The sequence below is a fragment of the Bradyrhizobium cytisi genome, from assembly GCF_008123515.1.
GTDB classification, from domain to species: Bacteria; Pseudomonadota; Alphaproteobacteria; order Rhizobiales; family Xanthobacteraceae; genus Bradyrhizobium; species Bradyrhizobium cytisi.
Map to the genome: position 1 here is coordinate 213220 of NZ_VSSR01000013.1, position 22205 is coordinate 235424.

The window sequence follows — 22205 nt, forward strand, 5'->3', positions numbered from 1 at the left end:
GGCTAATCGATATCGGCGAGCTTGTGCAGGGTGGCGCCAAAGATCTGGCTGGCCTTTCCGACGAGAGCGGTGCCCGTCATATCACCCCGTGTATCGGTGAAGGTGCCGCTGACGCCAACGCCGACTGCCGTTGGGCCGCCGAACAGAGGATTGTCGTCGCCGCGCGGGGAGGTGTGCCGTTGCACCAGCACCTCGCCCTTGAAGGTGTTGTCCTTCACCTTGTAGCTGCCGGTGTAATAGAGATAGGCATCGCCGCCAAGGATCTGGCCGTCGCGGAAAAGAATCACGCCGCTGCCCTTGCCGACTCGACCGTCGAGCAGGGTCACGTGAATCGAATAGAGGCCGTTCTTCATAACGTCCCGTTGGCCGGCCGCCATCGCCCAATGGCGTAACCAGTGAAGCTTTTATGCCAAAGCGCAACCCCTCGCGCAACGCGGCAGTTTTGCCGGCGGTGGTGTCCCGTGCCGGCACGCGAGCCGTAATTGTCCCAGCTTGTGTGTGACGCGGTTATGACGGTCTCATCCTACAGCGAGGCCAGTCGTTGCGAATCAGAGTTGGCCCGCGAAATGCATAACCATCGTTGCACTGGCCGCGGGGTGCTGGAGCAAGACGAACGTGAGCAACTGGATCGATTCCGGCGGCGATGAGCCGCATCTGTACAGTGCGCGTCCCACGAATTGCGAAACACAACGACGGCGGATCGGCCGTCCCACACGGTGGCGAAGCGCGGCAAGTCTTGCTTGCGCGCTGGCGCTGATCGCGCTGGTTGCCCCGATTGGGCACGCACGCGATCGCGGCCAGTTTGTCAACACCAGTACAGAGCTGAAAGCCTGGTTCGACGGCTTGCGCAGCGGCAAGGGGCCATGCTGCTCCGATGCCGACGGCTCCGCGATCTCGGATTCCGATTGGGAGAGCAAGGACGGGCACTACCGTGTCCGCATCCCGCGCCTCGGCTACGTGATCGAGGGCCGGGAGCAAGAGCTCGTCTGGGTCGACGTGCCCGAGGAGGCCGTGATCTCTGAGCCCAATCGGGTCGGACGCACCATGGTCTGGCCGATCTACGGCTACATGGGCGTCACGATCCGCTGCTTTATGCCAGGTAGCATGACTTAGCCGGGCGATAGCGCACCCGGCTTATCCTCGATCTCAGATGCGGCGCTGCGTCAGGTATACTTCTTGTCGCGCTCGAGCAGCTCGATGGAGATGCCTTCGGGGCCGCGGATGAAGCAGATGCGGACGCCGGGCCGGATCGTGGTCGGCTCGCGGGTGAACGCCACGCCCTTGGCCTTGATCTCGGCGGCGACGGCGTCGATGTCCTTCACCGTGAGGCCGAAATGGTCGAGGCCCTGATGGGGGTGCGGGGGCGGCGGGTTGACGGCGCTCTCGCCCTCCAGCGGCGCGATGAAGATCCTTGCGCCGCCCAGGTTCACGTCGATGCGTCCCGGCGCGCGCACGATTTCGCCGCCGAGGATATCGCGCAGCCAGGCCGCGGTCGTTTCCGGATCGGGGCTGCGCAGATGGATGTGATCCCAGGTGACGACGACTGGCATTTCAATTCCTCCCGATAGGGCCTTCGCGGTGTTGCAGCGCATGTTAGCGATCCCGATCGATGATCGCTACCGTGGCTCCTATCCGAGATTCGCGCGGTTGCGGGAACCTTAGTTCGTCTCACGGATTGAGGAAGGAGGCGAGTGACGCACCCATGAACGCAGGGTTTGGCCGGATCGGACGGGGAAGCTTCGCTGGCAATGGCGAAGACCCGCCGCGGCGCCAGCCCCCGACTAGTGTCTGGCTCAAGCGAGGCCTGTTGTGGCTGCTGGCCATGCTCGTGGTTGGCGGTGCCCTCTGGCTGCTGATGCCGTCTTCCGAAGGCGAGCCTACGAAATTGGCGCTGGCAAGCATCGATCCAGCTCCCCCGACAACCGCCTCAGATACCTCCACTGCGGAGGCGGCCGGGCTCGACCGGATGACGATCTCATCGCAGACCTGGCGGCGCGGCGGACTCGGCTCGAAGGCACTTGTTACGTTTACCGTGCGAAATGACAATGAGTATGCCGTAAGAGATGTCGAGATCGTCTGCGCCTTCACGCGGCGCGACGGCAGCCATCTGACCGACCGCAGCCGTGTGCTGGCCGATATTGTCGGCATGAAGAGTCGCAAGACCTTTGCGCGCGTCCCCGTCGGATTCGTCAACGTGAACGCCGATCAGGCGAAGTGCTCGCTGGTGACGGCGCGGCGCGCCTAAAGGGCCCCCACATTCCGCTAGCGGAAAAGTTACCGTCCTTGCCCCTTGGTGGAAAAACTTGGCGTTGCCATTTGAACCGAACGGCTGGGCCTAGGAACCAATTAAAGGATCGCCTGTTAAGGCGGTTAGTCCACGCGGGGATGCGGGGGGCGGAGCGCGGCCAATGCCCATCTTTCGCTATTTCATGTTCGTCGGTGGAGCTCTGCTCGCCCTGTTGTTCGTGGCTGATTTCGTTTGGCCGACGTCGCCGGTTGCGCAGGTCGTTGCGGGTGTAAGCTACGATCAGCCGCTGATCCGGATCCGGTCCGATCGCCATCCGCCCGAACGCGTCGTGCTCGACACCAGCCAGCCGACCGTTGCCGCGCCGGTGACGAAGACGGCTGCCGTCGCGGCACCTCAGCCGACCGCGCAGGCGGACGTATTGGCTGACATGTCGGCAAAGACGCGGGTGCGCGAGACCTTTGCTCAGTTTACGCCGAAGGGCGACGTGGCGGCGGCCAGCAAGGTCGACGCCAAGCCGCAGGGTCAGGTGGCTCAGACGACCCAGGCTCCGCAAGTTCAGGTCCCAGCCCAGCGCAAGCGCAAGGTGGCCCGGGCGCGTCCGGCGCCTCAGCGTGGTCAGCCGATGATGCTGGTCGCACAGCAGCCGCATTTCGGTCTTTTCAACACGACCTGGTAACAGCGCGCCTCTGTCCTGCCTCGATAAAGGCGGGGAGGGCTTTTTATTGTTCGACCTCTCTGCTAATTCGTACCGATCCGAGCGTCGCAGATCAGCTGGCCTCCCGGCCTATGTCCGCGACGCTTCGGTTTGTGGCCCAATACACGGGGTCATCAGGGCGCTCGTAGCTCAGCTGGATAGAGCATCGGATTTCGATTCCGAGGGCCGGAGGTTCGAATCCTTCCGAGCGCGCCATTCAAGCGGTGTCCAGACCGTGCCAGAGCCTTCAGGTCTGACCGATTCTGCAAGTCCTCGCCCTGGGGTTGGCGGCGCATTGCTCGGACCGGCCAACGCGGCTCGAAGGAACGGGTTCCGAAGCGGCCTCACGGGCGAGCCAGGGCAGGCACCGCGCCGTGTGGTTGTGATCAGTTGGCCGGAAGACCGGTTTGCCGGGCCCGCGCGAGAGTGTCCGAGGGCGCTTCGTGGAAGGTCGTCCGGTACGCTGCGGCAAACTCGCCGAGGTGATGAAAGCCCTGGGCGCGCGCGCACGAGGCGACCGACGCACCACCGCTCCTGAGAAGCTGCGTGCGGGTAGCCCACAGCCGCTTCAGGCGGATGTATTGATGCAGGCTCATGCCGCGCACTTTGGCCACAGCACCGCCGAGGGTCCGGATCGAGACGCCGAACTCACCAGCAAGCTCGGCGGTATAGATCGGGGAGGTCGGATAGGCAGCGACGTAATCGTCGATCCGCTGCACGAGCCTGGCAGATCGCGCGCCCGCATTCGGGGCGCTACGCTCCGACAGCGGATTCGTTCGAAACAGGTCATCGAAGGCGAGCAGCAGCCCCTCCTGGAGATGGGCGGCGGCTTCCGTGGTCTCGAACATCCGCGGCGCGACCGATGCGGTCCTGAGGATGTCTTGCACAAGCTGCCGCGCGTAGAGATGAGCGGCGGGGTCTGCGATGCGAACCCGCAATGCGTCGGCTCGATCGAACCATCCGCGATCCCTGAGCGTGGGCGAGAACATGATCAGCGCATGATGATTGATCTGGGGCTCGACGAAGTGGCAGTCATGGTAGCCACGCAGGGCAATGAAGAAGCGCGAGTCGATGTCCATTCCGCTCGAGCTGGCGCGCAGATCATCGCTCATCGGCAGGATCACCATGCCGCCCGGCGCGCGGTAGGCGGTGTCAAGGATACGCGCAAACGATCTCGCGACGATAATCCTGCATGCCGGCAAGTTCACGATTGCCCGCGCGGCTGCGAAATTGGCGACGTCGAGCGGAATGCTGCGGGCGTCTTCCAGCGACTCAGCCGGTCGAAACGCGTCGACGTCGGTAAACCGGGTCAGCTGGAGCGCCGAGGACGGGGCGAGAGCGTCGAAGAACATGCGTCTGGCCGGATGCTGCAATGTGACAATAAAATGAACGTTGGTACATGGCCATCAATGGCGAAACACGACGATTCAGTAAACAGGATTCAGTGCCGTAATATTGCGGACATCATGCCACGAGGAGCTCTCAGACCGATGTCACCGTCAACGGTCTCGGCTCATCGGCTGACCGGTGGTGAGGTCTTTTCGCAAAAGCGAAGGGGCCCCGAGGGCCCCTTCAATCTTACCAGCGGCGATAGCGGGGGCCATAATAACGCGGTCCGTAATAGCGGGGACCGTAATAGCGCGGCGGCCCATAATATCCGGGGCCGTAGCCGTAGACGTTCGGCTGCCACCAGCAGCGTCCCCAGGCGTTGCAGACCATGCGGACCTGCTCGACGTCGGAGACCTGCGGCGTCGCAGGTGCAGGCGCAACGGACATGGCCGACGCCGACGATGATGCCGCGATGGCACCGAACAGGGACGCGGCGACGAGGCCGATCTTCAGCTTCATGATGTCTTTCTCCACTTACGCAATACAGAATATCGAAGTTGTTCTGATCAAATTGTGGCAGAACCGAAATGTAATACTGATGAAAGGCGAGCGGCGCGCTCCGGACGATCGATGCCACGCGCTCCGGGAGCGAGGTCGGCAAGGACCCGTCAAGCTGCTGGTCTATGAAATCGAGAAGCAGGTGCTGCTGTCGAGGGGCCCTCGGTTAGACAGCCCGCCGCAAGACGCCGCCGCGGCGCCCCTCAGTAGCAGGGGTGCCGCCGGCCATCCTGGCCGACATAGGCGGCCGCGCTCTGATAGCAGTGGTTGGTCGACGGGCCATCGTAAAAGGCGAAGGTGCGGGGGGTGATACCCGGGCCGTAATTGTGCAGATAGCTGATCTGGTAGGGCAGTGGGTTGGCGTAATAGCGATGGTACCGATGGTGTCCCCGTGCCTCCGCAAGGCCAGGGGCTAGGATTGCGGCCGACAGGGCAGCAACCGCGGCTACAAGCTTCAACTTGCTCATCTCGATTCTCCGGAACCCGCGCGACTAAGTCTGCCATCTATAGCCATATCGGGCCGCCGGGGCACCCGTCCCAGGCCCGGAAATCGGGGCAAATCCAGCAGATTCCCCGGTGGGTGTGACAGAATTGCCGGAACTGGGCTCGAAGCCTGCCCATTTTTGGCCTTTTGGGGATGCTTAACGAATTCCCCACACAAGTATGGCCAAAGAGAATTCGGTTTAAGATTCCTTCCGCCGGCGTCCTGGGGTTTTCCTTGGGGGCTCTTCGAGGCCGGTTCATTCCTGCAAGGTTTCGTCGTCACGCCGCCATGCGCATCACGCTCCTCAGCCTGCTGTTGCTCTTCGTCGCTGCTGCCACGCCAGCGCGCGCCGAGCTGCATATCACGCGTGACCATGGCGGTTACGTCGAGGAGTACAAGGTCAGGTACAAGCGCGTTCGCGACAAGGGCGAGCGGGTCATCATCGACGGCATCTGCAACTCGGCCTGCACGCTGGTGCTCGGCATCGTGCCGATGAACAAGATCTGCGTGACGCCGCGCGCAAGCCTCGGCTTCCACCAGGCGTATTACGACAAGGCCTTCACCTTCGGCATGAAGATCACCAGTGCGGAAGGGACGTCCGACCTGATGTCGTACTATCCTGATACGGTGAAGGACTGGATCCGCCGCAACGGCGGACTCACCACCGACATGAAGAAAATCAAGAACGGGGTCGAGCTCTGGAAGATCATCGATCCCTGTCCGGAAGAATGGTGATCGGCTGATCTGAGCCGTCGTCTTCCTCGCAGCGCAGCATCCGAAATTCGCATTGCCGCACCGCCCCCGCTCGGGCAATGAGGACGGCAATGAATCATAATCAAGATCATTTGGCCGCAAGGGCGGCACCGGTGCTGTTCGTGCTGCTCTGGAGCACCGGTTTCATCGGCACCAAATACGTCATCAACAACGCCGATCCATTGACCTACCTCGCCATCCGCATGGCGGTGGTGGTCGGCTTGATGACGATCATTGCAGGCGTTGCCCGTCCGAAATGGCCCGATCGCATCGGCATCGCGCACAGCGCGGTCGCCGGCATTCTCGTCCACGGCTTCTATCTCGGCGGCACCGCGATTGCGATCGCCCATTCGATTCCGGCGGGACTCTCCGCGCTCATTCCGGGCCTGCAGCCGATCCTGACCTCGACCATCGCCAACCGCTGGCTCGGCGAGAAGGTGACGCCGGTGCAATGGGGCGGACTGCTGCTCGGTCTTGGCGGCGTGGCGCTGATCCTGCACAACCGCCCAATGACCGGCGAGGCCGGGCTCGGCTGGCTCGCTTCGGTGGTCTCGCTGATCAGCATCACGCTCGGCACGCTCTATCAGCGCCGCTATTGCAACCACATCGACTGGCGCGCCGGCAACCTCGTCCAGTATGTGGCCGTCACGATCTTCTTCACGGTCGGCGCCTTCCTGTTCGAAGATCGTGTCGTGCACTGGACGCAGGAGTTCGTGCTCGCGCTCGGCTGGCTTGCGGTCGCCCTCTCGATCGGATCGATAGGCCTTTTGTACTGGCTGATCCGCCACGCCGCTGCGACGTCGGTTGCGAGCCTGTTCTACCTCGTGCCGGCCGTCACGGCGCTGATGGCCTATCTGCTGTTCGGCGAGAAGCTCGATGCGCTGGCGATCGCCGGCATGGCGATGTGCGCGGCCGCGGTATTCGTGGTCAACCGGCGCTTCGGCTCGTAGGCGCCGCTGCCGAAATACATCCCTGACGTGCAGGCCGCGTTCGTGCTAGGCTTGCCGCATTTCAGTTTCCCTTTCACGCGGTGATTTCCATGAAGAAGGCGAAGCGCGCACTGCTCGGCAGATCCCTGAAGCCGGTTCGGATTGCCTGCATCAACTACGCCTGGGAGTCGATCAACGACCGTGAGATGAGCCAGCTCACCGCGGCGCTCCAGAAGTGTTACGACAAGCATTTCCTGCCGGTGTGGGGCTATCCGGTCGACCTCTATGTCACGCGCAAGCCGAAGGCCACCGACTGGCAACTGGTCTATTTCGAAGATGCCTTGCACAAGAACATGCTCGGGCGCCATGAGCTGACCCATCGCGGCCAGCCGATCTCGAAGATCTTCGTCAAGGCACTGGGCGAGGAGCCGATCAGCGTGGCGGCGTCGCACGAGCTGTTCGAGATGGTGCTCGACCCCATGGCCAATCTCTGGGCTGACAAGAATCCGAATACCCAATACGCCTATGAGGTCTGCGACGCCGTGGAGGAGGATTCCTTCGACGTCGGCGGCTTGCCGATGTCGAACTTCGTCTATCCGTCCTGGTTCGAGCCATTCAAGCATCCCCGCGGCACCAAGTTCGACCACAAGGGAACGCTGAAGGCGCCGTTCTCGATGACCGAGGGTGGCTATGTCATCAAGAAGGTCAACGGGAGGAAGGTGATCAAGGCGTTCGGCTCACCCGCAAAGCGGCGGCGCTTCAACGCCGAAGACCGGCGCGGCCATCGCAGCGAATTTCGCGATCCGAAGGGAAAGCACCACCCGGGCCGGCGCGCGTCGAAGCGGAGAGGGTAGGGCCGGGCCGGTAGAGGAGACATCTCCGGGCGCACCCGCACCCGGAGACTTGCGCTCGCACTGCGATCAGCGCTTGGCCTTCTTTTTCTTCTTGGCAGCCTTCTTCGCCGTTTTCTTCGCGGCTTTCTTGGCGGTTTTCTTGGCTGCTTTCTTGGCCGTCTTCTTCACGGACTTCTTGGCTGCCTTTTTCGACGACTTCTTGGCGGCCTTTTTGGCCTTCTTCTTGGAAGCCTTCTTCGGCGCGACTTTCTTCGCAACCTTCTTGGCGGCCTTCTTCACCTTCTTCGCGGCGGTGACTGCGGCGTCCTTGGTCACGTCCACGGCGCTGGTGATCGTCTGCATCGCCTGCTCGGTGATTGGCTTATCGTCGTCCATATCGTGTCCCCCACGGTTTGCATGGAGCGATGACGATAGCGGGTTTCATAATAGTGTCAAAGCAACGCTCAACCTTTGCGGAAGCGGCGAGCGCGCGCTCGCGTCCCTTGGCATGATCGAGGATCGGTTGCTGGGGCGCGGTGGTGACCGCGGTCTCGTCGACCGCGGGTCCGTTGGTGGCGGATCGTGTGACCGGATAACGGTCCTTATTTCGGCTGCGGCACGATCCGGATGTAGGGCTTCGGTTCCTTCCAGCCCTGCGGGTAGATGGTCTTGGCCTCGTCGTTGGAGACCGAGCCCGCAATGATGACGTCCTCGCCCTGCGACCAGTCGGCCGGCGTCGCGACGCGATGCTTCGCTGTGAGCTGGAGCGAGTCGATCACGCGCAGGATTTCCTGAAAATTCCGGCCCGTGGTCATCGGATAGACCAGCACCAGCTTGATCTTCTTGTCCGGCCCGATGATGAAGACGTTGCGGACGGTCTGGTTGTCGGCCGGCGTGCGGGTGAGGGGATCGCCCGAGGTCGAGGCCGGCAGCATCTCGTAGAGCTTCGAGACGTTGAAATCGGTGTCGCCGATCATCGGGTAGTTCGGGGCGGCACCCTGGGTCTCCTTGATGTCCTCCGACCACTTCGAATGGCGATCGACCGGATCGACCGAGAGGCCCATCAACTTGACGCCACGCTTGTCGAACTCCGGCTTCAACTTGGCGAGAGCGCCGAGCTCCGTCGTACAAACCGGCGTGAAGTCCTTCGGGTGCGAGAACAGCAGGGCCCAGCTGTTGCCGATCCAGTCGTGGAACTTGATCTTCCCTTCGGTGGTCTCGGCTTCGAAGTCGGGTGCGGTGGTGCCGATCGGAAGTGTCATGGTTCTACCTCATCGCATTGAATTTGCTTGGGAATTACTGTCTGGCCGTCAGCATCATTATAGGGCCTCGGCGAGGCCAAGTGAACGCCAAGTGAACCGCTTCAAGTAAAATGTGAATTCCTTCTCTGAAGAGCCGATCTCCTAGCATCTTTCTGTTACAGGGGCACCTGCGGCGAAGCATCTCGACCGGGGATGACGGGGCTGGATTGCCCCGATAAAGCCTTTTATGACCCGCATCACGCTCGCCCGACGCTCTCCGGAACCGAAACGGTCCTCATAGCGACTAATCGGCAACCATTGAGAAAAGTCGCGATCCCCATATCGAATCGTTAACCACCCCTTTACGCCCGCATGAAAATGCTGGTCGATCAGAAGAAATCTGGAAGTGAACTATGTCCGCCGCACTGCCCAAGTCCGTTGAGAAGTCCGTTGAGTCGCCGTCCCTCGAACCGTCCTGCCGCGATACCGCGGCCCATGCGCTCTCCATCGTGCGCGACGGCGTGATCACGGGCGAAGGCCCAACCACGAAGGGCCGGGTGCACTTTTCCCGCTCGCTCGATGCCGATGACACCGCCTGGTGCGTCCGTATCCTGACCGCAACCGCCGTCAACGACCAGCCGGTCAGCCGCGCCGAAGCCGAGGCGCTGTTTGAGATCAACGAGGCCGCGACCGAGCGCACCGATGGTGGCCGGTTCGACGATCTGCTTGCCAAGGCCGTGGCCCATTACGCCGCGAGCGCCTCCGGCCTGAAGGTGCCGCCGCGCAACGTCGCGCTGGTGCAGGACATCGAGAGCTGGGCACCGGCCTATGCCTCGAAGGTCAACAGCGAGATGCTGGAGTGGATCGCCGGCCAGATGCGCGGCAAGCGTCACAACAACCGTCGCCTGATGGCGATGGTGGCGACCTTCCTGGGCGCCACCGCCTTGCCTCTGGCGGGCCAATTGCCGAACGTGTTCGACATTGGCATGTAAGAACTAAGGACCGAGATATTCTCGCGCCCCTTGCGAGGCGCGAGCGCAGGCGGCGGGGCTATTTCCCCGCCGTTTTTTGCTTGCCGGCGTCCGGCTCGAGGCCGAGCGTGCGGCCGGGGAAGCCGGCGGCGTCGAAATAGCGTTGGCTGCCGACGCGCTGGACGTTGAGCACGGTCTCGAGACCGTTCTCGGACTTCTTCTTCGACTTCTCCACGGCCTTGAATGCCTTCGGCACGATGCCGTTGGGCAGCGCCTCCGACATCACCCGGCCGACCAAGCCGCCGTTCTCCGAGCCGCGCAGGCCGAGGAGCTGAGCCGCAGTCATGCCGACGTCGGCATTGCTGACCGGCAGCTCGTCGACGAAGCCGGCTTTGAAGTCCGGACCGATCGCAGCCATGAAGTTGTAGGTGTCGCCACGGCTGAAGCTGCCGTGCATGCCCTGGCCCTGGCGCAGCACGGTGTCGGCCACCTGCACCGAGCAGTTGGTCGGCGCCTCGCCGCACTCGCTGGCATAGGAGCGGAAGTTGACCACGATCGCCGGCGTCGGCGTTGCCGCCTTGCCGCGCAGATTGATGCTCGACAGCGGCAGGGTGCCGGGGAAGCGACCGAGCTGGTCGTCGACGAACAGGCCGGAGACGTAGTCCTGCTCCATCAGCGCCTTGATGGTCTTCGCTGCCAGCTTCTTGTCCTTATTCGGCAGGTAGATCAGGTCCGAACCGCCATTGGTGGCGATGACGAGGTCGGGCTTGGTCGGATCCTTGCCGAGCACGCCGTTGCCGGCCTTCGGATGGGCGTTGCCGGTGACGGCGGCGTTCTTGTCGTTGGGGTCGAACAGCGGCAGGTCCAGCGCTTTCGCAAGGTCGATCGCCAGGAATCCCATCGGCAAAAAGTCCTTCGGCGTGTCGTCGTAGCTGAGCTTGGCCGATGGGCTGGTCTTGCTCTCCTTGGAGATGGTCGAGAAGCCGTGGTCGGCCTGGATCATGATGTTGGTGTTGGCGGAAAGGCCAAGCTCGTCGAGTGCCTTGCGGATCTGGGCGAGGTTGTTGTCGGCGTTCTTGATACCAGCCATCGAGGTCGGCCCGTTGATGCCTGGCAGGATCTGGTTCAGGCTGTCGCCGGTGTTGTGCTGGCTGCCATCGGGATCGCGCGACCAGAAAACGAGGACGAACGGCTTGTTGCGTGCCTTGAACATCGGCAGCAGCACCTTGGTGGCGACGTCGGCGAAATAAGCCTGCTGCGCGACGTTGGCGACGGTGGTGCCGGGCGTCTTGGCATCGCCCGCCTTGGCATTGTCGCCGCGCGACGGCGCGGCGAGGGCAAGGCCGGCCTTGGTCAACGCCGCCTTCACCTCGTCCGACAGCGGTACGCCAATCTTGGTGCCGGTGGCGTCGTCGAACACGACCGAATGCAGGCCCGGCTTGTCGGGATGATCGGTGTGGTCCCACTGGTAGGTCGGACCGTGCTTGCCCAGCGCGGCAGTGCTGAAGCCCTTGTCGCGGGCCATCTTCAACACGGTCTCTTCGTTGAGATAGTCGCCCTTGAAATGCTCGTCGATGTCGCCGAGCACCGCGTCGTTCTCGATGAAGGGGACCACGGTGTCGCCGGCGGGCACCGAGGTGTAGTTGGTCCAGATCGTGTTGGAGAACACGCCGGTGTCGCCGAGATAATGGCCGGTCGACATCGCCGAGCCGTTGGCCATGGTGAAAGTCGGGAACAGCGAATGCGAGTTCTTGAAATTGACGCCCTTGTCGCGGACCTCGGCCATGGCCGGCGCGGTCTCGGGGGTGATCTTCAGTGCGCGCAGCCCGTCGGGAATGAACAGGATCAGGTTGCGGGGCGTGTTGTTCTGGGCGGAGGCAAATCCGGTGGAAAGCACTGTCAGTCCGGCTGACAGCAACACCAGTGAACGGCGCATCAAAATCTCCTAGCGGTGAGGCGGCTTGGCCGCCGAACCGCGGCCCCCGGCAATCGTTTAGTTTTGCTGTGTGACGGTTTTGTTACAAGAGCGAAAGTACATGCAGAAGTGACGGGAAGGTGGCGTCCACGGATTCGTCGTTGCTCGGTACGGACGCCCTCGTATCCCGGACGCGCTGCAATGCGTCGCATTGCTGCGCAGAGCCGCGACCCAGAAAGCGACACAGTGCGCTGATGCACGGGCCCCGGCTCTGCAGCGCACCGGCGAAGGAGCGCTGCGCTGCGTCCGGGGCACGAGACCGTCTTTGAAATATCAACATGGGTTCGCATCCTCGCGGCTTGTTTCGCCCGAGCTTTGCTCCGTCGCCTCACCCTCATTTGAAAGAGGGCGCAGGGAAGGCCGGGAGCCGGCTGGCTCCCATTGACCGCTATGCCATGAGTAGATTGCGCTACACTGCACAGCGGGTAACAGGGCAGCCGGAGGCATCCCGGCCTTCCCTGCGCGGATGGTTGGAACGGCTTATGTCGTGCTCTCCCCGGGGAGCGATGCACTATTGCCCCCGTCGCCTTGCGGATGATTGATACGCGTGTCCGGTTGGACACAACGCATCACCGCAAGCCTTGACGCACAGGCTCCGGGCGCCAGGACCACACGATTTGGCCGTACGCAGATCGCACCGGTCGTGTGCGCGAGGCCTTCGCTCACGGTTGCCCGCCCTGCAAAACCCTTCGCGCCGATGTGACCCTCGCCCACCGCCGCCCGGCCCGCGTTCGTGACGATCGCGATGCGCCCCTCTTCCTTGGGCCGGAGTGGGACCATACATACGCCGTTTCCGAATTTCGGTAAAGTAGAATATTTTTGACCGTGCGGATTGACCGAGGGCTTGGGTGTTCTGCCCGTCGGGCAACGCAAGTGTTGGGCCTCCGGGCTACGGTCGCCGACTTCCGGGCGTTCGGTCGCACCCGGTTCCCTGTTAATCCCGTGCCTTAACCAACAATTAATTATACGTTTGCGGGTGGGCAACAGCCCGGCCTAGCGTGCGGTGGGGAGCCGTTATCCGCGAAGCCAAACGAGTTGGTGCGTATCATGATGTCCAGATCAAATGGGGCCTTGCTCGCCTCGCTCAGCGCAGCCGCGCTGCTCCTTCCCCCCAGCGACAGTTTTGCGCGACCGGGCGGTGCCGCCCCGCATGGCATGGTGAGCGCTGCCGCACCGCCGGTTGCGGCACGTCCGCCGATCGCGCCGGGGATGCGGTTCCGCGGCCGCAACAATGCTCGCAACAATCCCTGGGTTTATTGGCCGGGCGGCGGCGGGTTCTTCTACGACGGTGCGGCGTACAGCGAACCTTTCGCCGATGCCGGCCAGCCTGTCACCAACGACGTTCGCTATACCTACACCTACGACGTTCCCTGGGACTGGGCGCATCGCTTCCCGCCGAACGTCGTGCCGTCCGATCGGCCCTATGTGCCGAGCTGCCCGACGGAATCCGTGACGGTGCCCGGCCGCGGCGGCGGCGAGCACACCGTCAACATCATGCGCTGCTACTGAGCGGCGCAACTCATTTCAGAATGCACTACAAGATTCCGACCGCGGCCGCCCGGTCGCGGTCGGATTGTTTCTGCCTGACGTTTGCGAGCTCGCGGCTGCAGGCCGCAAAAGAGGTCGTCCCCGGGCGCAGCCCGAACTGACCGCAGACGTCCCGATCCTCATCGGCAATGGCGCGCACGAGCTCCGCTTCGGCGGCCTCGCGCAGCGTGGGAGCCGAGACGAGCGTGTGCATCGCGAAGGCCGCCACAACGGCGAGCAGCAACGCAGCCCCGATTCCAAGGCGCGGCAGGTCGTCGGCCGCATGCTGAGAGGGGCGAGCCTTGCTTCTGGTTTCGGTCATGAAATCCTCGCGAATGAAATATAGATAATCAGAAAAATAATGATCGAGCCGTCCGGCAAATCGGCGGATTGAACACGAATACACGCCGCGCCGCAGCGCAGACGTGAAACAGATTACAAATTCAGGCCGGCATGGGCCAAATTCAGAGGCGATACTAGCCGAGTTCAAAACTGGTTACGCCGAACACGCGGTCGAGCCGCAGCGACGGGACTGGTCCAGTGTACATTCGCGCCGTTTCGAATGTCGGCTTCAGGCCAAGGGATTCCGCAAGCGCAATAGCTTCGCGGTTCACCGCGGGGATGTCGAGCACAATCTCGCTGCTTCCGGGACTGGCCAGCAAAGCCTGCACGATGGCATCTGCCGCGGCGCGGTCATCGGCTACCAGCGGACCGATCTTGCGGCCGGTTCGGCAGGTGCGGATCACGCCCCACGCGGCGAGCTTATTGTCACGCATCAACGCGCGCCCGACGTGCCCAGGCGTGCTGATCCAGGCGCGCAGAAAGGCCGCGCGCGGGGCGGGGAAGACGGTTGCATCGTCGGCTTCCACAAGTGCGAATGGGATCGCGTCGAGCGCAACGAGATCGGCGTGCGGCGGCGGAGTCACGACAGCGCCACTGTAGCGGATATTGGCGTAAGCAAGCTGGAAGCCGGATTTTCTGTAATTGTCCTGCTGTGCGACGACGCCGTCGAGCCCGATCACGCGTGAGCCCGCATGCGCGATCGCAGCATTCCAGATGCGCAGGCCGTGGCCTCTGCCGCGAAATCCTGCCCGCACGATGTAGAAGCCGAGGAAGGCGAAACGGTCGTCGTAATTGACGCAGGAGACAGTCGCGACGGGTTCGCCGTCGATCTCGCCGACGAAGAAGCCTTTCGCGTCGGGGATTGCGAAGCAGGCAGCGTCGCGCAAGCCCGGATTCCAGCCCTCGGCCGCGGCCCACTCGATCGCGATGGAGATCTCCTCACGGCCCAAATGGCGGATCTGCAAATCGCTCATGTCGCGTGGCCTCGTGGCGATGGACTTGTTAGCAAGTCTGGTTTGCGGGCAAGTCTGGCTGTAGAAGGCCTGATGACAGGCTGAGCCTTCGGTTCGCCTCAACGCTAACACAGGGATGATCGATCATGGCAGCAGAGAAGGTCGCACTCGTCACCGCGGGCGGCAGCGGCATGGGGGCAGGGGCGGCGCGGCGGCTCGCAGCCGATGGCTTTCGTGTGGCGATCCTGTCGTCCTCCGGCAAGGGTGAGGCGCTCGCGGCCGAGCTCGGCGGGTTCGGTGTGACCGGCTCGAACAAGTCCAATGACGATCTGAAGCGCCTCGTCGACGGCGCGCTGGCAAAGTGGGGACGCATCGACGTGCTCGTCAACAGCGCCGGCCACGGCCCGCGCGCGGCTATCACGGAGATTACCGACGAGCAGTGGCACCTTGGTCTCGACACGTATTTGCTCAACGTGATCCGTCCGACCCGGCTGGTCATGCCGGTGATGCAGGCGCAGAAGGGCGGCGCCATCATCAACATCTCGACCGCCTGGGCGTTCGAGCCGAGCGCGATGTTCCCGACCTCGGCGGTGTTCCGCGCGGGCCTTGCCGCCTTCGCCAAGATCTTCACCGACACCCATGCGGCCGACAACATCCGCATGAACAATGTGCTGCCGGGCTGGATCGACAGCCTGCCACAGCTAGATGCGCGCCGCGACAGCGTGCCGCTGAAGCGCTACGGCAAGGTCGAGGAGATCGCGGCGACGGTCTCGTTCCTCGCATCCGACGGCGCCGCCTATATCACCGGCCAGAACATCCGCGTCGACGGCGGGCTGACGCGCTCGGTCTGAGGCGCGCGCCCGGCTGGAGCAGATTCGGATATTCGCTCGCGCGCGCCTGTCCTGACGCGACGCGGGCCTGCATTTTGCGTCGCTGCAATGAGAAAATGCGTGGCGCTTCGGCCACACCCGTCGCACTTCGCGCGTGGCGGGACCGCACCCTTCGTCACAGTCCTTGCGAACTTCGCCGCAGCCCAAGACGCCGAGCGGTATGCCGCCTATGCCTAGGTTGGGCCGGATCCACTTGGCTGGCGCATTAGAGAACGCGGCTCCGATCGCGTGGGGCAAGGAGATTGCAATGAAGAAGTTTTTGCTGGCGGTCGCGTCGGTTGTTTTAGGCACCGTGTCTGCAATGGCGGCCGACCTCGCGCCGCAGTACACCAAGGCGCCGGCGATGGCGCCCAGCTACAACTGGACCGGGTTCTATGTCGGCGCCAATGTCGGCGGACAATGGGGCAGCGCCGACCCGACCACATCGACCGTGTTTTCTCCGACCGGCTACTTCGCCGCCAGCAGTGTTCCGGCCATCGCCGCGGTCGGCGCCCAGAAAGTCAACAGCTCCAGCGTGACCGGCGGTTTGACCGCCGGCTATAATTGGCAGGTCAACCAGGCCGTATTCGGCCTCGAAGGCGACATCAACTATTTCGGCTTCAAGGGGGGTGCGACCGGCTCGGCGGTCTATCCCTGCTGCGCGCCGTTCAGCTTCGCCGTCAGCTCCCAGGTCTCGGCCGACTGGCTTGCCACTATCCGTGGCCGTATCGGCTTCGTCGCGACGCCGAATTGGCTCATCTATGCGACGGGCGGCGCGGCGATCGCCGAGGTCAGGAGCAATTTCAAATTCACCGACACGTTCACGGTAACGGAATCGGCCGCGATCCGCGACACGCGCGTAGGATGGACTGCTGGCGTCGGCAGCGAACATGCCATTGGCGGTGGCTGGTCGCTCAAGGCGGAATATCTCTATGTTGATCTCGGGCGCAGCACGGCGACAAGCACTAATCTGACTGCGGGCGCGCTGCAGAACGTCTTCACCCACTCGGTCGATCTCAAGTCGAACATCGTGCGCGTCGGCGTGAACTACAAGTTCGGCGGACCGGTCGTCGCCAGATACTGAGCATTCCGTTCCTGTTCTCGCGTGGAAAGCCCTGGCTCGGCCGGGGCTTTCTGCTCCGAAGCTCAGCCGCCGTGCGAGCTCACCAGATGCGCCAGCGCGGGCAGGATCTTGTAGCGGGCGATCTCGTGCGGATATTCGCCGCGATTGGCGAGCAGCACAATGCCGATCCGGTGGGCCGGTACGAGGCCGATATAACCTGACGCGTTGTTGAGGCCGCCCGGCTTGTCGACGACGGTGACGCCGGGAAGGTGCACGGTCTCCCAGGCCATGGATTGGCCGAACGTGGCTTGGGCGAACCTTTGGTCTACGCGGAAACGTTCGCGCTGTGTCATGCTCAGCGCTTCGCGCAGGTTCGGATCGATCGAACGGCCATCGACGGCCGCCGCAACGAAGGCTGCAAGATCCCGCGCGGACGAGAACATCTGGCCGGTGCCGGGGAAGTCGAAATAGCTCTGCTGGTTGCCGATCGGGCCGATCGCTCCGCCCTGGTCGGAATAGCCCTGCACGACGCGCCGCATCGAGGCCGCGTCCATGATCGCGCGGTTGTGCGCTCCGCATTCGGGGATGGACGTGGCTTGCATGCCGAGCGGCGTGAGCACGCGGCTCTCGATCAGTCCAGCGATCGGTGTGTGATAGCAGCGCTCGAGCACGAGCTGGAGCAGGACGTAGCCGGCATGACTGTAGATGCGCTGCTTGCCGGGCGCGACGCCGGCGGGCGGTGTCCAGGCGTTGAGCATCGCGATGAATTGCGTCTGCGAGTAGGAATCATTCGGCCAGGGCGGGTGATCGGTCGGCAGCAGCAGTCCCGAGGTGTGCGTGGCGAGCTCGCCGACGGTGACGCGGCGGACATAGTCGCCGTCGAGCTCCGGCAGATATTTCGGCAGGGGATCGTCGAGCCGCAGCTCACCGCGGAGCGCGCCGAGGGCCACCAGCGTCGCCTCAAACGGTTTGCGCAAGGAGGCGAGGCTGAACAGCGTGTCCGGCTTGACCGGCCGCTTGGTGGCGCCGTCTGCGAGGCCGTAATTGAAGAATTCGATATGTTGGCCGGCGTATAGAGCGGCTGCGAGGCCGCCGGGGTGGTCCGGCGTTGCGGTCGGCGCGAGTTCCTCCGCAACGATGTCGCGCATCTGCGCGATCATGTCGGAGTCCGCCGATGCGCGACGCGGCCGGAGCGCGATCGCAACAGGAACGAGCGCGGCGCGTGCGAGGGTTCGCCGGGTGAATTGCGGTGGGATGACAACAGGCGGCACGTGATCCGGATAATATGTGTGTGCGCCCCCGGGGAATCTTCTAGCGGGGAGCGCCCGCTGTCCCAAGTCACAATTGCGCGCTCCGGGTTCCACATCGCGGTCGGGCGAAATACTTAGCTTACGAGCTAACAATCATTGACGTCGGATCGCGGCAAGCTTATAGTTAGCTACATGGCTAACCAAATATCCCAGCTCGACCAGGTTTTTGCTGCGCTCGCCGACCCCACGCGGCGGGCCATCGTGATGCGGCTGTGCGCCGGCGAGGCCTCGGTCGGCGAACTCGCGGAGCCCTTCGAGATGGCGCTGCCGAGTTTCATGAAGCACATCCACGTGCTGGAGCTGAGCGGGCTCGTGCAGTCGGAGAAATCCGGTCGCGTGCGCACCTGCCGCCTCAGTCCGGACGCGCTCCTCAGTGCGGAAGACTGGTTCCAGCACCAGCGCGCGATCTGGGAGGCGCGGCTCGACCGGTTCGAGGCTTACGTGATGAAGCTCAAGAAGGAGAGGGCGGCCGCCAGGCGGCCGCCCAAGACGACCGACAAGACCACCAACAAGACAAGCAAACGGAAAGGTGCCTGACGATGACGAGTTCTGCCAATGCTGCCCTGTCGCAATGGTCGATCGACCGCGAGATCGTGATGTCGCGCGTGATCGACGCGCCGCGCGACCTGGTGTTCGAGGCCTGGTCCGACCCGAAGCATCTGCCGCAATGGTTCGGGCCGAAGGGATTCAAGATCGAGACCTTCGAGATCGACGTGCGTGTCGGCGGCGTCTGGCGCTTCAACATGATCGGTCCCGACGGCACCGTCTATCCGAACCGCATGCGCTTCCGCCGCATCGAGCGGCCGTCCTTCATGGAGATGGACCACGGCGACGACCAGGGCGATGACCCCGGCATGTTCCGCTTCACCATCACCTTTGCCGAGCAGAGCAATGGCAAGACCGTGCTGATGATGCGACAGCTGGCAGCGAGCACCGAGCAGCGCGACGGCATGATCGGCTTCGGCGCCGTCGAATACGGCTACCAGACGCTGGACAAGCTCGCGGCCTATGTCGGCGGGCTGAAGAAGTAAGTTCCCCGCTTTATTCCGGGGGCCTCAAAGAGTGCCCTCGGGATGAACTCGGAAACGAGTGGTGACCGTCGTGAATATGACAGCGCGCAGGCCAATTATGACAGCGCCGTCACGCAGATTTTTGTCGCGCCTTGCTGCTGATTTATGACAGAATTACTACCGTTGGATGTCATATTGACTACGGCGGAGCGATTCATGTTGCAGTGGCAGGCACGGTCAAATCCCCTCGCGTGGTGGTGGGGGTCCCTGACGCTGGTCAGCGCTGCCAACATTCTCGTCTGGTTCATGCTGTACCGCGAGTTCTATCCGACTGTTGCCGGCAGTGTCGGCGGCGGTTCGGATATCGGCCTGATGTTCCTGCTCTGCGCGGGCTATGTGTTCGGCTGCGCCTTCCGCTCGGTGCTGCCGCGCGCCGACGTGCAGCGCATCTGCCTGTTCGACACCTGGCTGTCGAGCGTGTTCGTCGGCCGCACGGTCGCGACCGTGGCCGAGGTCTGCTTCGCCGCGCAATGGGCGATCATCCTGCATCAGCTCGGTCACATGACCGGCGCAGAGACTGCGGTGAATATCGCGCTGGTGATCGTGCCGATCATCATCATCGCGGAATGTTTTTCCTGGTACGCGGTGGTGACCACCAACTTCCTCTTCAACGCAATCGAGAACTCGCTGTGGGCAGTGACCTTCTTCCTTGCCGGCATCGCGCTGTGCCGGCTGATGCCGGAATTCCAGGGCCCGGTGCGCTGGGCGCTGATTGCCGGCATCGTCGGCATCGCCTGCTTCCTTGCCTTCCTCGTCACCGTCGACGTTCCCATGTATCTCAGCCGCTGGCGGGCCGGGCATGCCGAAGGCGGCAGGTTCCTTGGATTCCTCGAGGGCCTGCATGACGTCTCGACCAGATGGGTGGTGACCCACGACATCGCGCATTGGAAGGGCGAGCTGACCTGGATGTTCCTGTATTTCAGCGCCGCGGTGTGGTCGAGCCTTGCGCTCTGCGCGCTCTATGCCATGGAAGGCTATCTCGCGCGCTATCTCGCCTGAGCGTTCACGCCTCGCCGAGATCGAGCTGCGTCAAAATTCCCTGGCGCAGCGCCAGCCGGACCAGCTCGATGTCGGAGCCGACGCCGAGCTTGTCCTTGATCAGCGAATGCAAATTCGCCACCGTCTTCGGGCTGACGTGGAGCGTCTCGGCGATCTCCTCCGTGGTGTTTTCGGCGAGCAGCAGCCGCAGCACCTCGAACTCGCGCGGGGTAAGCACGTCGGCGGCCGAGCTCTCGCCGCTGATCCGGCTCAGCGCAAGCTCGTGGTCGATATCCGGGCTGATCGCGATCTTGCCGGCGAGCACGTCCATCACCGCGCGCACCAGCGTCTCCGGCGGGCTGGTCTTGGTGACGTAGCCCCTCGCGCCGGCGCGGATCGCCTGCACGGCGAAGCCGGCATTCTCGTGCATGGTGAAGACGAGGATCTTGGCCGCCTTGTCCCATTGCCGGATGCGCCTGACCGCCTCGACGCCGCCGATGCCGGGCATGCTGAGATCCATGATGACGAGGTCCGGCGTTTCGGATTTGAACAGGCGATAGGCCTCCGCGCCGTCGCCGGCCTCGGCGATGACGCGCAGGCCCGGCTGCTTCTCGAGCACGGAGCGATAGCCTTCGCGGACCACGGAATGGTCGTCGACCAGCAGAATGGTCGCGGTCATGCCGCGTGCTCCAGCGCTGGCGGATTGGCGGCTGCGAGCGGAATGACGACGCGCAGCGCCGAGCCACCGGCGGGGCCGGCCTCAAAACTCAGGCGGCCGCGCAGCGCCGCAACGCGCTCGCGCATGCCGAGCAGGCCCATGCCGGATTTCGCGGCGCGATCGGTCGAGCGTCCGTCATCGTCGATGGCGAGTGCGATCTCGCCGGCATGCATCGTCAATTCCATGCTGACCTTGGTGGCGCCGGCATGCTTGGCGGCATTGGTGAGCGCCTCCTGCACGATGCGGTAGAGGTTGGCGCTGATCGTGGCCGGCAGGGTCTCGAACGAGCCGTCGAAACGGATCGAAAAACGGGTCTCGCCGCGGCTGCGTCCATTCCAGCCGGCAACGAGACCTTCGAGGCTGGCGACGAGACCGAGCTCCTCGACGTCAGGCGGGCGCAGCCGGAACAGCGTGCCGCGCAGCGTCTCCATCATGCCGGTTGCGGTCCGCGCAATGCCGTCGCACTCGCCAAGCAAGGAGGGACACTCCTGCGCGGCAGTCTGGCGGGCGGAGGCGGCGAGCGCGCGGATGGCGGCGAGCGACTGGCCGAATTCGTCGTGCAGCTCGCGGGCGAGATGGCGGCGCTCCTCGTCCTGGAGCGCGATCAGTTTCCGCGTCAGCTCGGCGCGCTCGGCCAGCGCAGTGTCGAGGCTTTCGGCGAGATGATTGAAGACGTCGCGAACCGCGGACAGCTCGGCAAGATCGAACGGCGGCAACCGGGCGGTGAGGTCGTTGGCGGCGATCCGCTCGAGGCCGGCGCGGATCATGCGCGTCGGGCGCAGCGCGCGGGCAAGCGCCGCGTAGACCAGGACGCACAACAGCGGCAGCGCGATCGCAAGCGCCAGCATCAGGCGGCCGGCCTCGTGCCAGGCCTCGGCCGTCTGCACGGCCGGATCGACCGAGACCACGGCCTCGCCGAGCTTGGTTCCGCGCAGGATTACGGGCCGCGCGGCCTCACGGCCGGGGTCGAACAGGCTGTGGTAGAACGCCGTGAAGATCTGCGGCGGCGGGTCCTCCGGGATCGGCGCGCCGCTACAGAAGCGCTGCAGCATCTCGCCGCCGACGCCACGGAAGGCCAGGCATAGGCCGGGCGTCATCACATAGGCTGAAACAGGATCGAGGTTAGGAAAGTCCGAGCGGGGGCTCGCCGCCCACAGGACCTTGCCCTGTTGCAGCTCTAGGGTCTTTGCCACGATAGCGGCAATGCCGTCGATGCGCGCATGGGCTGCGCGGTCGGCCGTGATCAGGAAATAGGCGGAGATTGCGGCGAAGCAGGCGGCCGATATGGCGGCCACGCGCAAGGTCAGGCGGACCTTGAGATCGAATCTCGGGCGGTTCCACATCGGCGGGCACCTGGCGC

General features: G+C 63.7%; 26 protein-coding genes and 1 tRNA gene. 14 read left to right on the plus strand and 13 right to left on the minus strand.

The annotated features are described in order from the left end of the window. Positions 1-2 precede the first annotated feature (2 nt). Positions 3-353: a GrlR family regulatory protein gene (locus FXB38_RS08255; RefSeq protein ID WP_187434743.1), complete on the minus strand. Its 351-nt coding sequence runs from the start codon at positions 351-353 to the stop codon at positions 3-5. A 262-nt stretch (positions 354-615) separates the two neighbouring features. Here FXB38_RS08255 and FXB38_RS08260 point away from each other — a divergent pair, with 262 nt between their 5' ends. Then, positions 616-1113 carry a hypothetical protein gene (locus FXB38_RS08260; protein ID WP_148750386.1) on the plus strand — a complete coding sequence of 166 codons (498 nt, stop codon included), beginning with the start codon at positions 616-618 and terminating at the stop codon, positions 1111-1113. Positions 1114-1163: 50 nt separating this feature from the next. Here the strand turns inward: FXB38_RS08260 and FXB38_RS08265 are convergent, their stop codons facing one another. After that, positions 1164-1550, minus strand: coding sequence for a VOC family protein (locus tag FXB38_RS08265; RefSeq protein ID WP_148750387.1), 387 nt, complete (start codon positions 1548-1550; stop codon positions 1164-1166). Between the two features lie 152 nt (positions 1551-1702). Here FXB38_RS08265 and FXB38_RS08270 point away from each other — a divergent pair, with 152 nt between their 5' ends. The 3 genes from FXB38_RS08270 to FXB38_RS08280 all read left to right on the plus strand — a co-directional run bounded on the left by FXB38_RS08270 (position 1703) and on the right by FXB38_RS08280 (position 3158). After that, positions 1703-2245: a hypothetical protein gene (locus FXB38_RS08270; protein WP_148750388.1), complete on the plus strand. Its 543-nt coding sequence runs from the start codon at positions 1703-1705 to the stop codon at positions 2243-2245. A gap of 163 nt (positions 2246-2408) precedes the next feature. Then, positions 2409-2924 (plus strand): hypothetical protein, encoded by a 516-nt coding sequence (locus tag FXB38_RS08275; protein ID WP_148750389.1) that lies wholly within the window; start codon positions 2409-2411, stop codon positions 2922-2924. Between the two features lie 157 nt (positions 2925-3081). Beyond that, positions 3082-3158 (plus strand) — tRNA-Arg (locus FXB38_RS08280). A 170-nt stretch (positions 3159-3328) separates the two neighbouring features. Here FXB38_RS08280 and FXB38_RS08285 read toward each other — a convergent pair. The 3 genes from FXB38_RS08285 to FXB38_RS08295 all read right to left on the minus strand — a co-directional run bounded on the left by FXB38_RS08285 (position 3329) and on the right by FXB38_RS08295 (position 5296). Further along, complete coding sequence (locus FXB38_RS08285) at positions 3329-4294, minus strand: AraC family transcriptional regulator (RefSeq protein ID WP_148750390.1); 966 nt, start codon at positions 4292-4294, stop codon at positions 3329-3331. Positions 4295-4520: 226 nt separating this feature from the next. Next, a complete protein-coding gene (locus FXB38_RS08290; RefSeq protein ID WP_148750391.1) occupies positions 4521-4790 on the minus strand; it encodes a hypothetical protein in 270 nt (89 codons plus the stop codon). 242 nt (positions 4791-5032) lie between these two features. Continuing rightward, a complete protein-coding gene (locus tag FXB38_RS08295; protein WP_148750392.1) occupies positions 5033-5296 on the minus strand; it encodes a hypothetical protein in 264 nt (87 codons plus the stop codon). Between the two features lie 305 nt (positions 5297-5601). Between FXB38_RS08295 and FXB38_RS08300 the strand changes: the two genes are divergently transcribed. The 3 genes from FXB38_RS08300 to FXB38_RS08310 all read left to right on the plus strand — a co-directional run bounded on the left by FXB38_RS08300 (position 5602) and on the right by FXB38_RS08310 (position 7849). Continuing rightward, entirely contained in the window at positions 5602-6048 is a 447-nt protein-coding gene (locus tag FXB38_RS08300; RefSeq protein WP_148750393.1) for a hypothetical protein, read from the plus strand. Positions 6049-6137: 89 nt separating this feature from the next. After that, positions 6138-7016, plus strand: coding sequence for a DMT family transporter (locus FXB38_RS08305; RefSeq protein WP_148750394.1), 879 nt, complete (start codon positions 6138-6140; stop codon positions 7014-7016). 89 nt (positions 7017-7105) lie between these two features. Further along, positions 7106-7849, plus strand: coding sequence for a hypothetical protein (locus FXB38_RS08310; protein ID WP_187434744.1), 744 nt, complete (start codon positions 7106-7108; stop codon positions 7847-7849). Positions 7850-7915: 66 nt separating this feature from the next. On the opposite strand, the gene FXB38_RS08315 is transcribed toward FXB38_RS08310, so the two are convergent. Beyond that, positions 7916-8224 carry a histone gene (locus tag FXB38_RS08315; protein WP_148750396.1) on the minus strand — a complete coding sequence of 103 codons (309 nt, stop codon included), beginning with the start codon at positions 8222-8224 and terminating at the stop codon, positions 7916-7918. A gap of 206 nt (positions 8225-8430) precedes the next feature. After that, positions 8431-9090, minus strand: coding sequence for a peroxiredoxin (locus tag FXB38_RS08320; protein ID WP_129272345.1), 660 nt, complete (start codon positions 9088-9090; stop codon positions 8431-8433). A gap of 392 nt (positions 9091-9482) precedes the next feature. On the opposite strand from FXB38_RS08320, the gene FXB38_RS08325 reads away from it, so the two are divergent. Continuing rightward, positions 9483-10061, plus strand: a complete 579-nt coding sequence (locus FXB38_RS08325; RefSeq protein WP_148750397.1) for a hypothetical protein — start codon at positions 9483-9485, stop codon at positions 10059-10061. Between the two features lie 58 nt (positions 10062-10119). Here FXB38_RS08325 and FXB38_RS08330 read toward each other — a convergent pair whose 3' ends face one another. Beyond that, the gene (locus tag FXB38_RS08330) at positions 10120-11976 is read right to left on the minus strand and encodes an alkaline phosphatase family protein (RefSeq protein ID WP_148750398.1); all 1857 of its coding nucleotides are present in this window, start codon (positions 11974-11976) and stop codon (positions 10120-10122) included. A gap of 1086 nt (positions 11977-13062) precedes the next feature. Between FXB38_RS08330 and FXB38_RS08345 the strand changes: the two genes are divergently transcribed. Next, positions 13063-13524: a hypothetical protein gene (locus FXB38_RS08345; protein ID WP_187434745.1), complete on the plus strand. Its 462-nt coding sequence runs from the start codon at positions 13063-13065 to the stop codon at positions 13522-13524. 25 nt (positions 13525-13549) lie between these two features. On the opposite strand, the gene FXB38_RS08350 is transcribed toward FXB38_RS08345, so the two are convergent. Beyond that, positions 13550-13864 carry a hypothetical protein gene (locus FXB38_RS08350; RefSeq protein WP_148750401.1) on the minus strand — a complete coding sequence of 105 codons (315 nt, stop codon included), beginning with the start codon at positions 13862-13864 and terminating at the stop codon, positions 13550-13552. 154 nt (positions 13865-14018) lie between these two features. After that, complete coding sequence (locus FXB38_RS08355) at positions 14019-14858, minus strand: GNAT family N-acetyltransferase (RefSeq protein WP_148750402.1); 840 nt, start codon at positions 14856-14858, stop codon at positions 14019-14021. A 125-nt stretch (positions 14859-14983) separates the two neighbouring features. Between FXB38_RS08355 and FXB38_RS08360 the strand changes: the two genes are divergently transcribed. Further along, positions 14984-15688, plus strand: coding sequence for an SDR family oxidoreductase (locus FXB38_RS08360; protein ID WP_148750403.1), 705 nt, complete (start codon positions 14984-14986; stop codon positions 15686-15688). A 286-nt stretch (positions 15689-15974) separates the two neighbouring features. After that, positions 15975-16790 carry an outer membrane protein gene (locus tag FXB38_RS08365; RefSeq protein WP_148750404.1) on the plus strand — a complete coding sequence of 272 codons (816 nt, stop codon included), beginning with the start codon at positions 15975-15977 and terminating at the stop codon, positions 16788-16790. Positions 16791-16852: 62 nt separating this feature from the next. Here FXB38_RS08365 and FXB38_RS08370 read toward each other — a convergent pair whose 3' ends face one another. Next, on the minus strand, positions 16853-17929 hold the full coding sequence (locus FXB38_RS08370) for a serine hydrolase (RefSeq protein ID WP_187434746.1): 1077 nt from the start codon (positions 17927-17929) through the stop codon (positions 16853-16855). 282 nt (positions 17930-18211) lie between these two features. Here FXB38_RS08370 and FXB38_RS08375 point away from each other — a divergent pair, with 282 nt between their 5' ends. The 3 genes from FXB38_RS08375 (at position 18212) to FXB38_RS08385 (ending at position 20148) form a co-directional block, all read left to right on the plus strand. Beyond that, positions 18212-18616, plus strand: coding sequence for an ArsR/SmtB family transcription factor (locus tag FXB38_RS08375; protein WP_148750406.1), 405 nt, complete (start codon positions 18212-18214; stop codon positions 18614-18616). 2 nt (positions 18617-18618) lie between these two features. Continuing rightward, positions 18619-19110: an SRPBCC family protein gene (locus tag FXB38_RS08380; RefSeq protein ID WP_148750407.1), complete on the plus strand. Its 492-nt coding sequence runs from the start codon at positions 18619-18621 to the stop codon at positions 19108-19110. A 195-nt stretch (positions 19111-19305) separates the two neighbouring features. Then, the gene (locus FXB38_RS08385) at positions 19306-20148 is read left to right on the plus strand and encodes a hypothetical protein (protein ID WP_148750408.1); all 843 of its coding nucleotides are present in this window, start codon (positions 19306-19308) and stop codon (positions 20146-20148) included. A gap of 4 nt (positions 20149-20152) precedes the next feature. On the opposite strand, the gene FXB38_RS08390 is transcribed toward FXB38_RS08385, so the two are convergent. Continuing rightward, the gene (locus tag FXB38_RS08390) at positions 20153-20806 is read right to left on the minus strand and encodes a response regulator (protein WP_148750409.1); all 654 of its coding nucleotides are present in this window, start codon (positions 20804-20806) and stop codon (positions 20153-20155) included. Further along, the gene (locus tag FXB38_RS08395) at positions 20803-22188 is read right to left on the minus strand and encodes a sensor histidine kinase (protein ID WP_148750410.1); all 1386 of its coding nucleotides are present in this window, start codon (positions 22186-22188) and stop codon (positions 20803-20805) included. Before FXB38_RS08395 ends, FXB38_RS08390 begins: the two co-directional genes overlap by 4 nt. Positions 22189-22205: the final 17 nt, after the last annotated feature.

Bases quoted from the DNA above. Each gene is read 5' to 3' on its own strand.
- FXB38_RS08255 (WP_187434743.1), bottom strand. From the start codon at position 353: ATGAAGAACGGCCTCTATTCGATTCACGTGACCCTGCTCGACGGTCGA.
- FXB38_RS08265 (WP_148750387.1), bottom strand. From the start codon at position 1,550: ATGCCAGTCGTCGTCACCTGGGATCACATCCATCTGCGCAGCCCCGAT.
- FXB38_RS08270 (WP_148750388.1), top strand. From the start codon at position 1,703: ATGAACGCAGGGTTTGGCCGGATCGGACGGGGAAGCTTCGCTGGCAAT.
- FXB38_RS08275 (WP_148750389.1), top strand. From the start codon at position 2,409: ATGCCCATCTTTCGCTATTTCATGTTCGTCGGTGGAGCTCTGCTCGCC.
- FXB38_RS08285 (WP_148750390.1), bottom strand. From the start codon at position 4,294: ATGTTCTTCGACGCTCTCGCCCCGTCCTCGGCGCTCCAGCTGACCCGG.
- FXB38_RS08290 (WP_148750391.1), bottom strand. From the start codon at position 4,790: ATGAAGCTGAAGATCGGCCTCGTCGCCGCGTCCCTGTTCGGTGCCATC.
- FXB38_RS08295 (WP_148750392.1), bottom strand. From the start codon at position 5,296: ATGAGCAAGTTGAAGCTTGTAGCCGCGGTTGCTGCCCTGTCGGCCGCA.
- FXB38_RS08300 (WP_148750393.1), top strand. From the start codon at position 5,602: ATGCGCATCACGCTCCTCAGCCTGCTGTTGCTCTTCGTCGCTGCTGCC.
- FXB38_RS08305 (WP_148750394.1), top strand. From the start codon at position 6,138: ATGAATCATAATCAAGATCATTTGGCCGCAAGGGCGGCACCGGTGCTG.
- FXB38_RS08310 (WP_187434744.1), top strand. From the start codon at position 7,106: ATGAAGAAGGCGAAGCGCGCACTGCTCGGCAGATCCCTGAAGCCGGTT.
- FXB38_RS08315 (WP_148750396.1), bottom strand. From the start codon at position 8,224: ATGGACGACGATAAGCCAATCACCGAGCAGGCGATGCAGACGATCACC.
- FXB38_RS08320 (WP_129272345.1), bottom strand. From the start codon at position 9,090: ATGACACTTCCGATCGGCACCACCGCACCCGACTTCGAAGCCGAGACC.
- FXB38_RS08325 (WP_148750397.1), top strand. From the start codon at position 9,483: ATGTCCGCCGCACTGCCCAAGTCCGTTGAGAAGTCCGTTGAGTCGCCG.
- FXB38_RS08330 (WP_148750398.1), bottom strand. From the start codon at position 11,976: ATGCGCCGTTCACTGGTGTTGCTGTCAGCCGGACTGACAGTGCTTTCC.
- FXB38_RS08345 (WP_187434745.1), top strand. From the start codon at position 13,063: ATGATGTCCAGATCAAATGGGGCCTTGCTCGCCTCGCTCAGCGCAGCC.
- FXB38_RS08350 (WP_148750401.1), bottom strand. From the start codon at position 13,864: ATGACCGAAACCAGAAGCAAGGCTCGCCCCTCTCAGCATGCGGCCGAC.
- FXB38_RS08355 (WP_148750402.1), bottom strand. From the start codon at position 14,858: ATGAGCGATTTGCAGATCCGCCATTTGGGCCGTGAGGAGATCTCCATC.
- FXB38_RS08360 (WP_148750403.1), top strand. From the start codon at position 14,984: ATGGCAGCAGAGAAGGTCGCACTCGTCACCGCGGGCGGCAGCGGCATG.
- FXB38_RS08365 (WP_148750404.1), top strand. From the start codon at position 15,975: ATGAAGAAGTTTTTGCTGGCGGTCGCGTCGGTTGTTTTAGGCACCGTG.
- FXB38_RS08370 (WP_187434746.1), bottom strand. From the start codon at position 17,929: ATGATCGCGCAGATGCGCGACATCGTTGCGGAGGAACTCGCGCCGACC.
- FXB38_RS08375 (WP_148750406.1), top strand. From the start codon at position 18,212: ATGGCTAACCAAATATCCCAGCTCGACCAGGTTTTTGCTGCGCTCGCC.
- FXB38_RS08380 (WP_148750407.1), top strand. From the start codon at position 18,619: ATGACGAGTTCTGCCAATGCTGCCCTGTCGCAATGGTCGATCGACCGC.
- FXB38_RS08385 (WP_148750408.1), top strand. From the start codon at position 19,306: ATGTTGCAGTGGCAGGCACGGTCAAATCCCCTCGCGTGGTGGTGGGGG.
- FXB38_RS08390 (WP_148750409.1), bottom strand. From the start codon at position 20,806: ATGACCGCGACCATTCTGCTGGTCGACGACCATTCCGTGGTCCGCGAA.
- FXB38_RS08395 (WP_148750410.1), bottom strand. From the start codon at position 22,188: ATGTGGAACCGCCCGAGATTCGATCTCAAGGTCCGCCTGACCTTGCGC.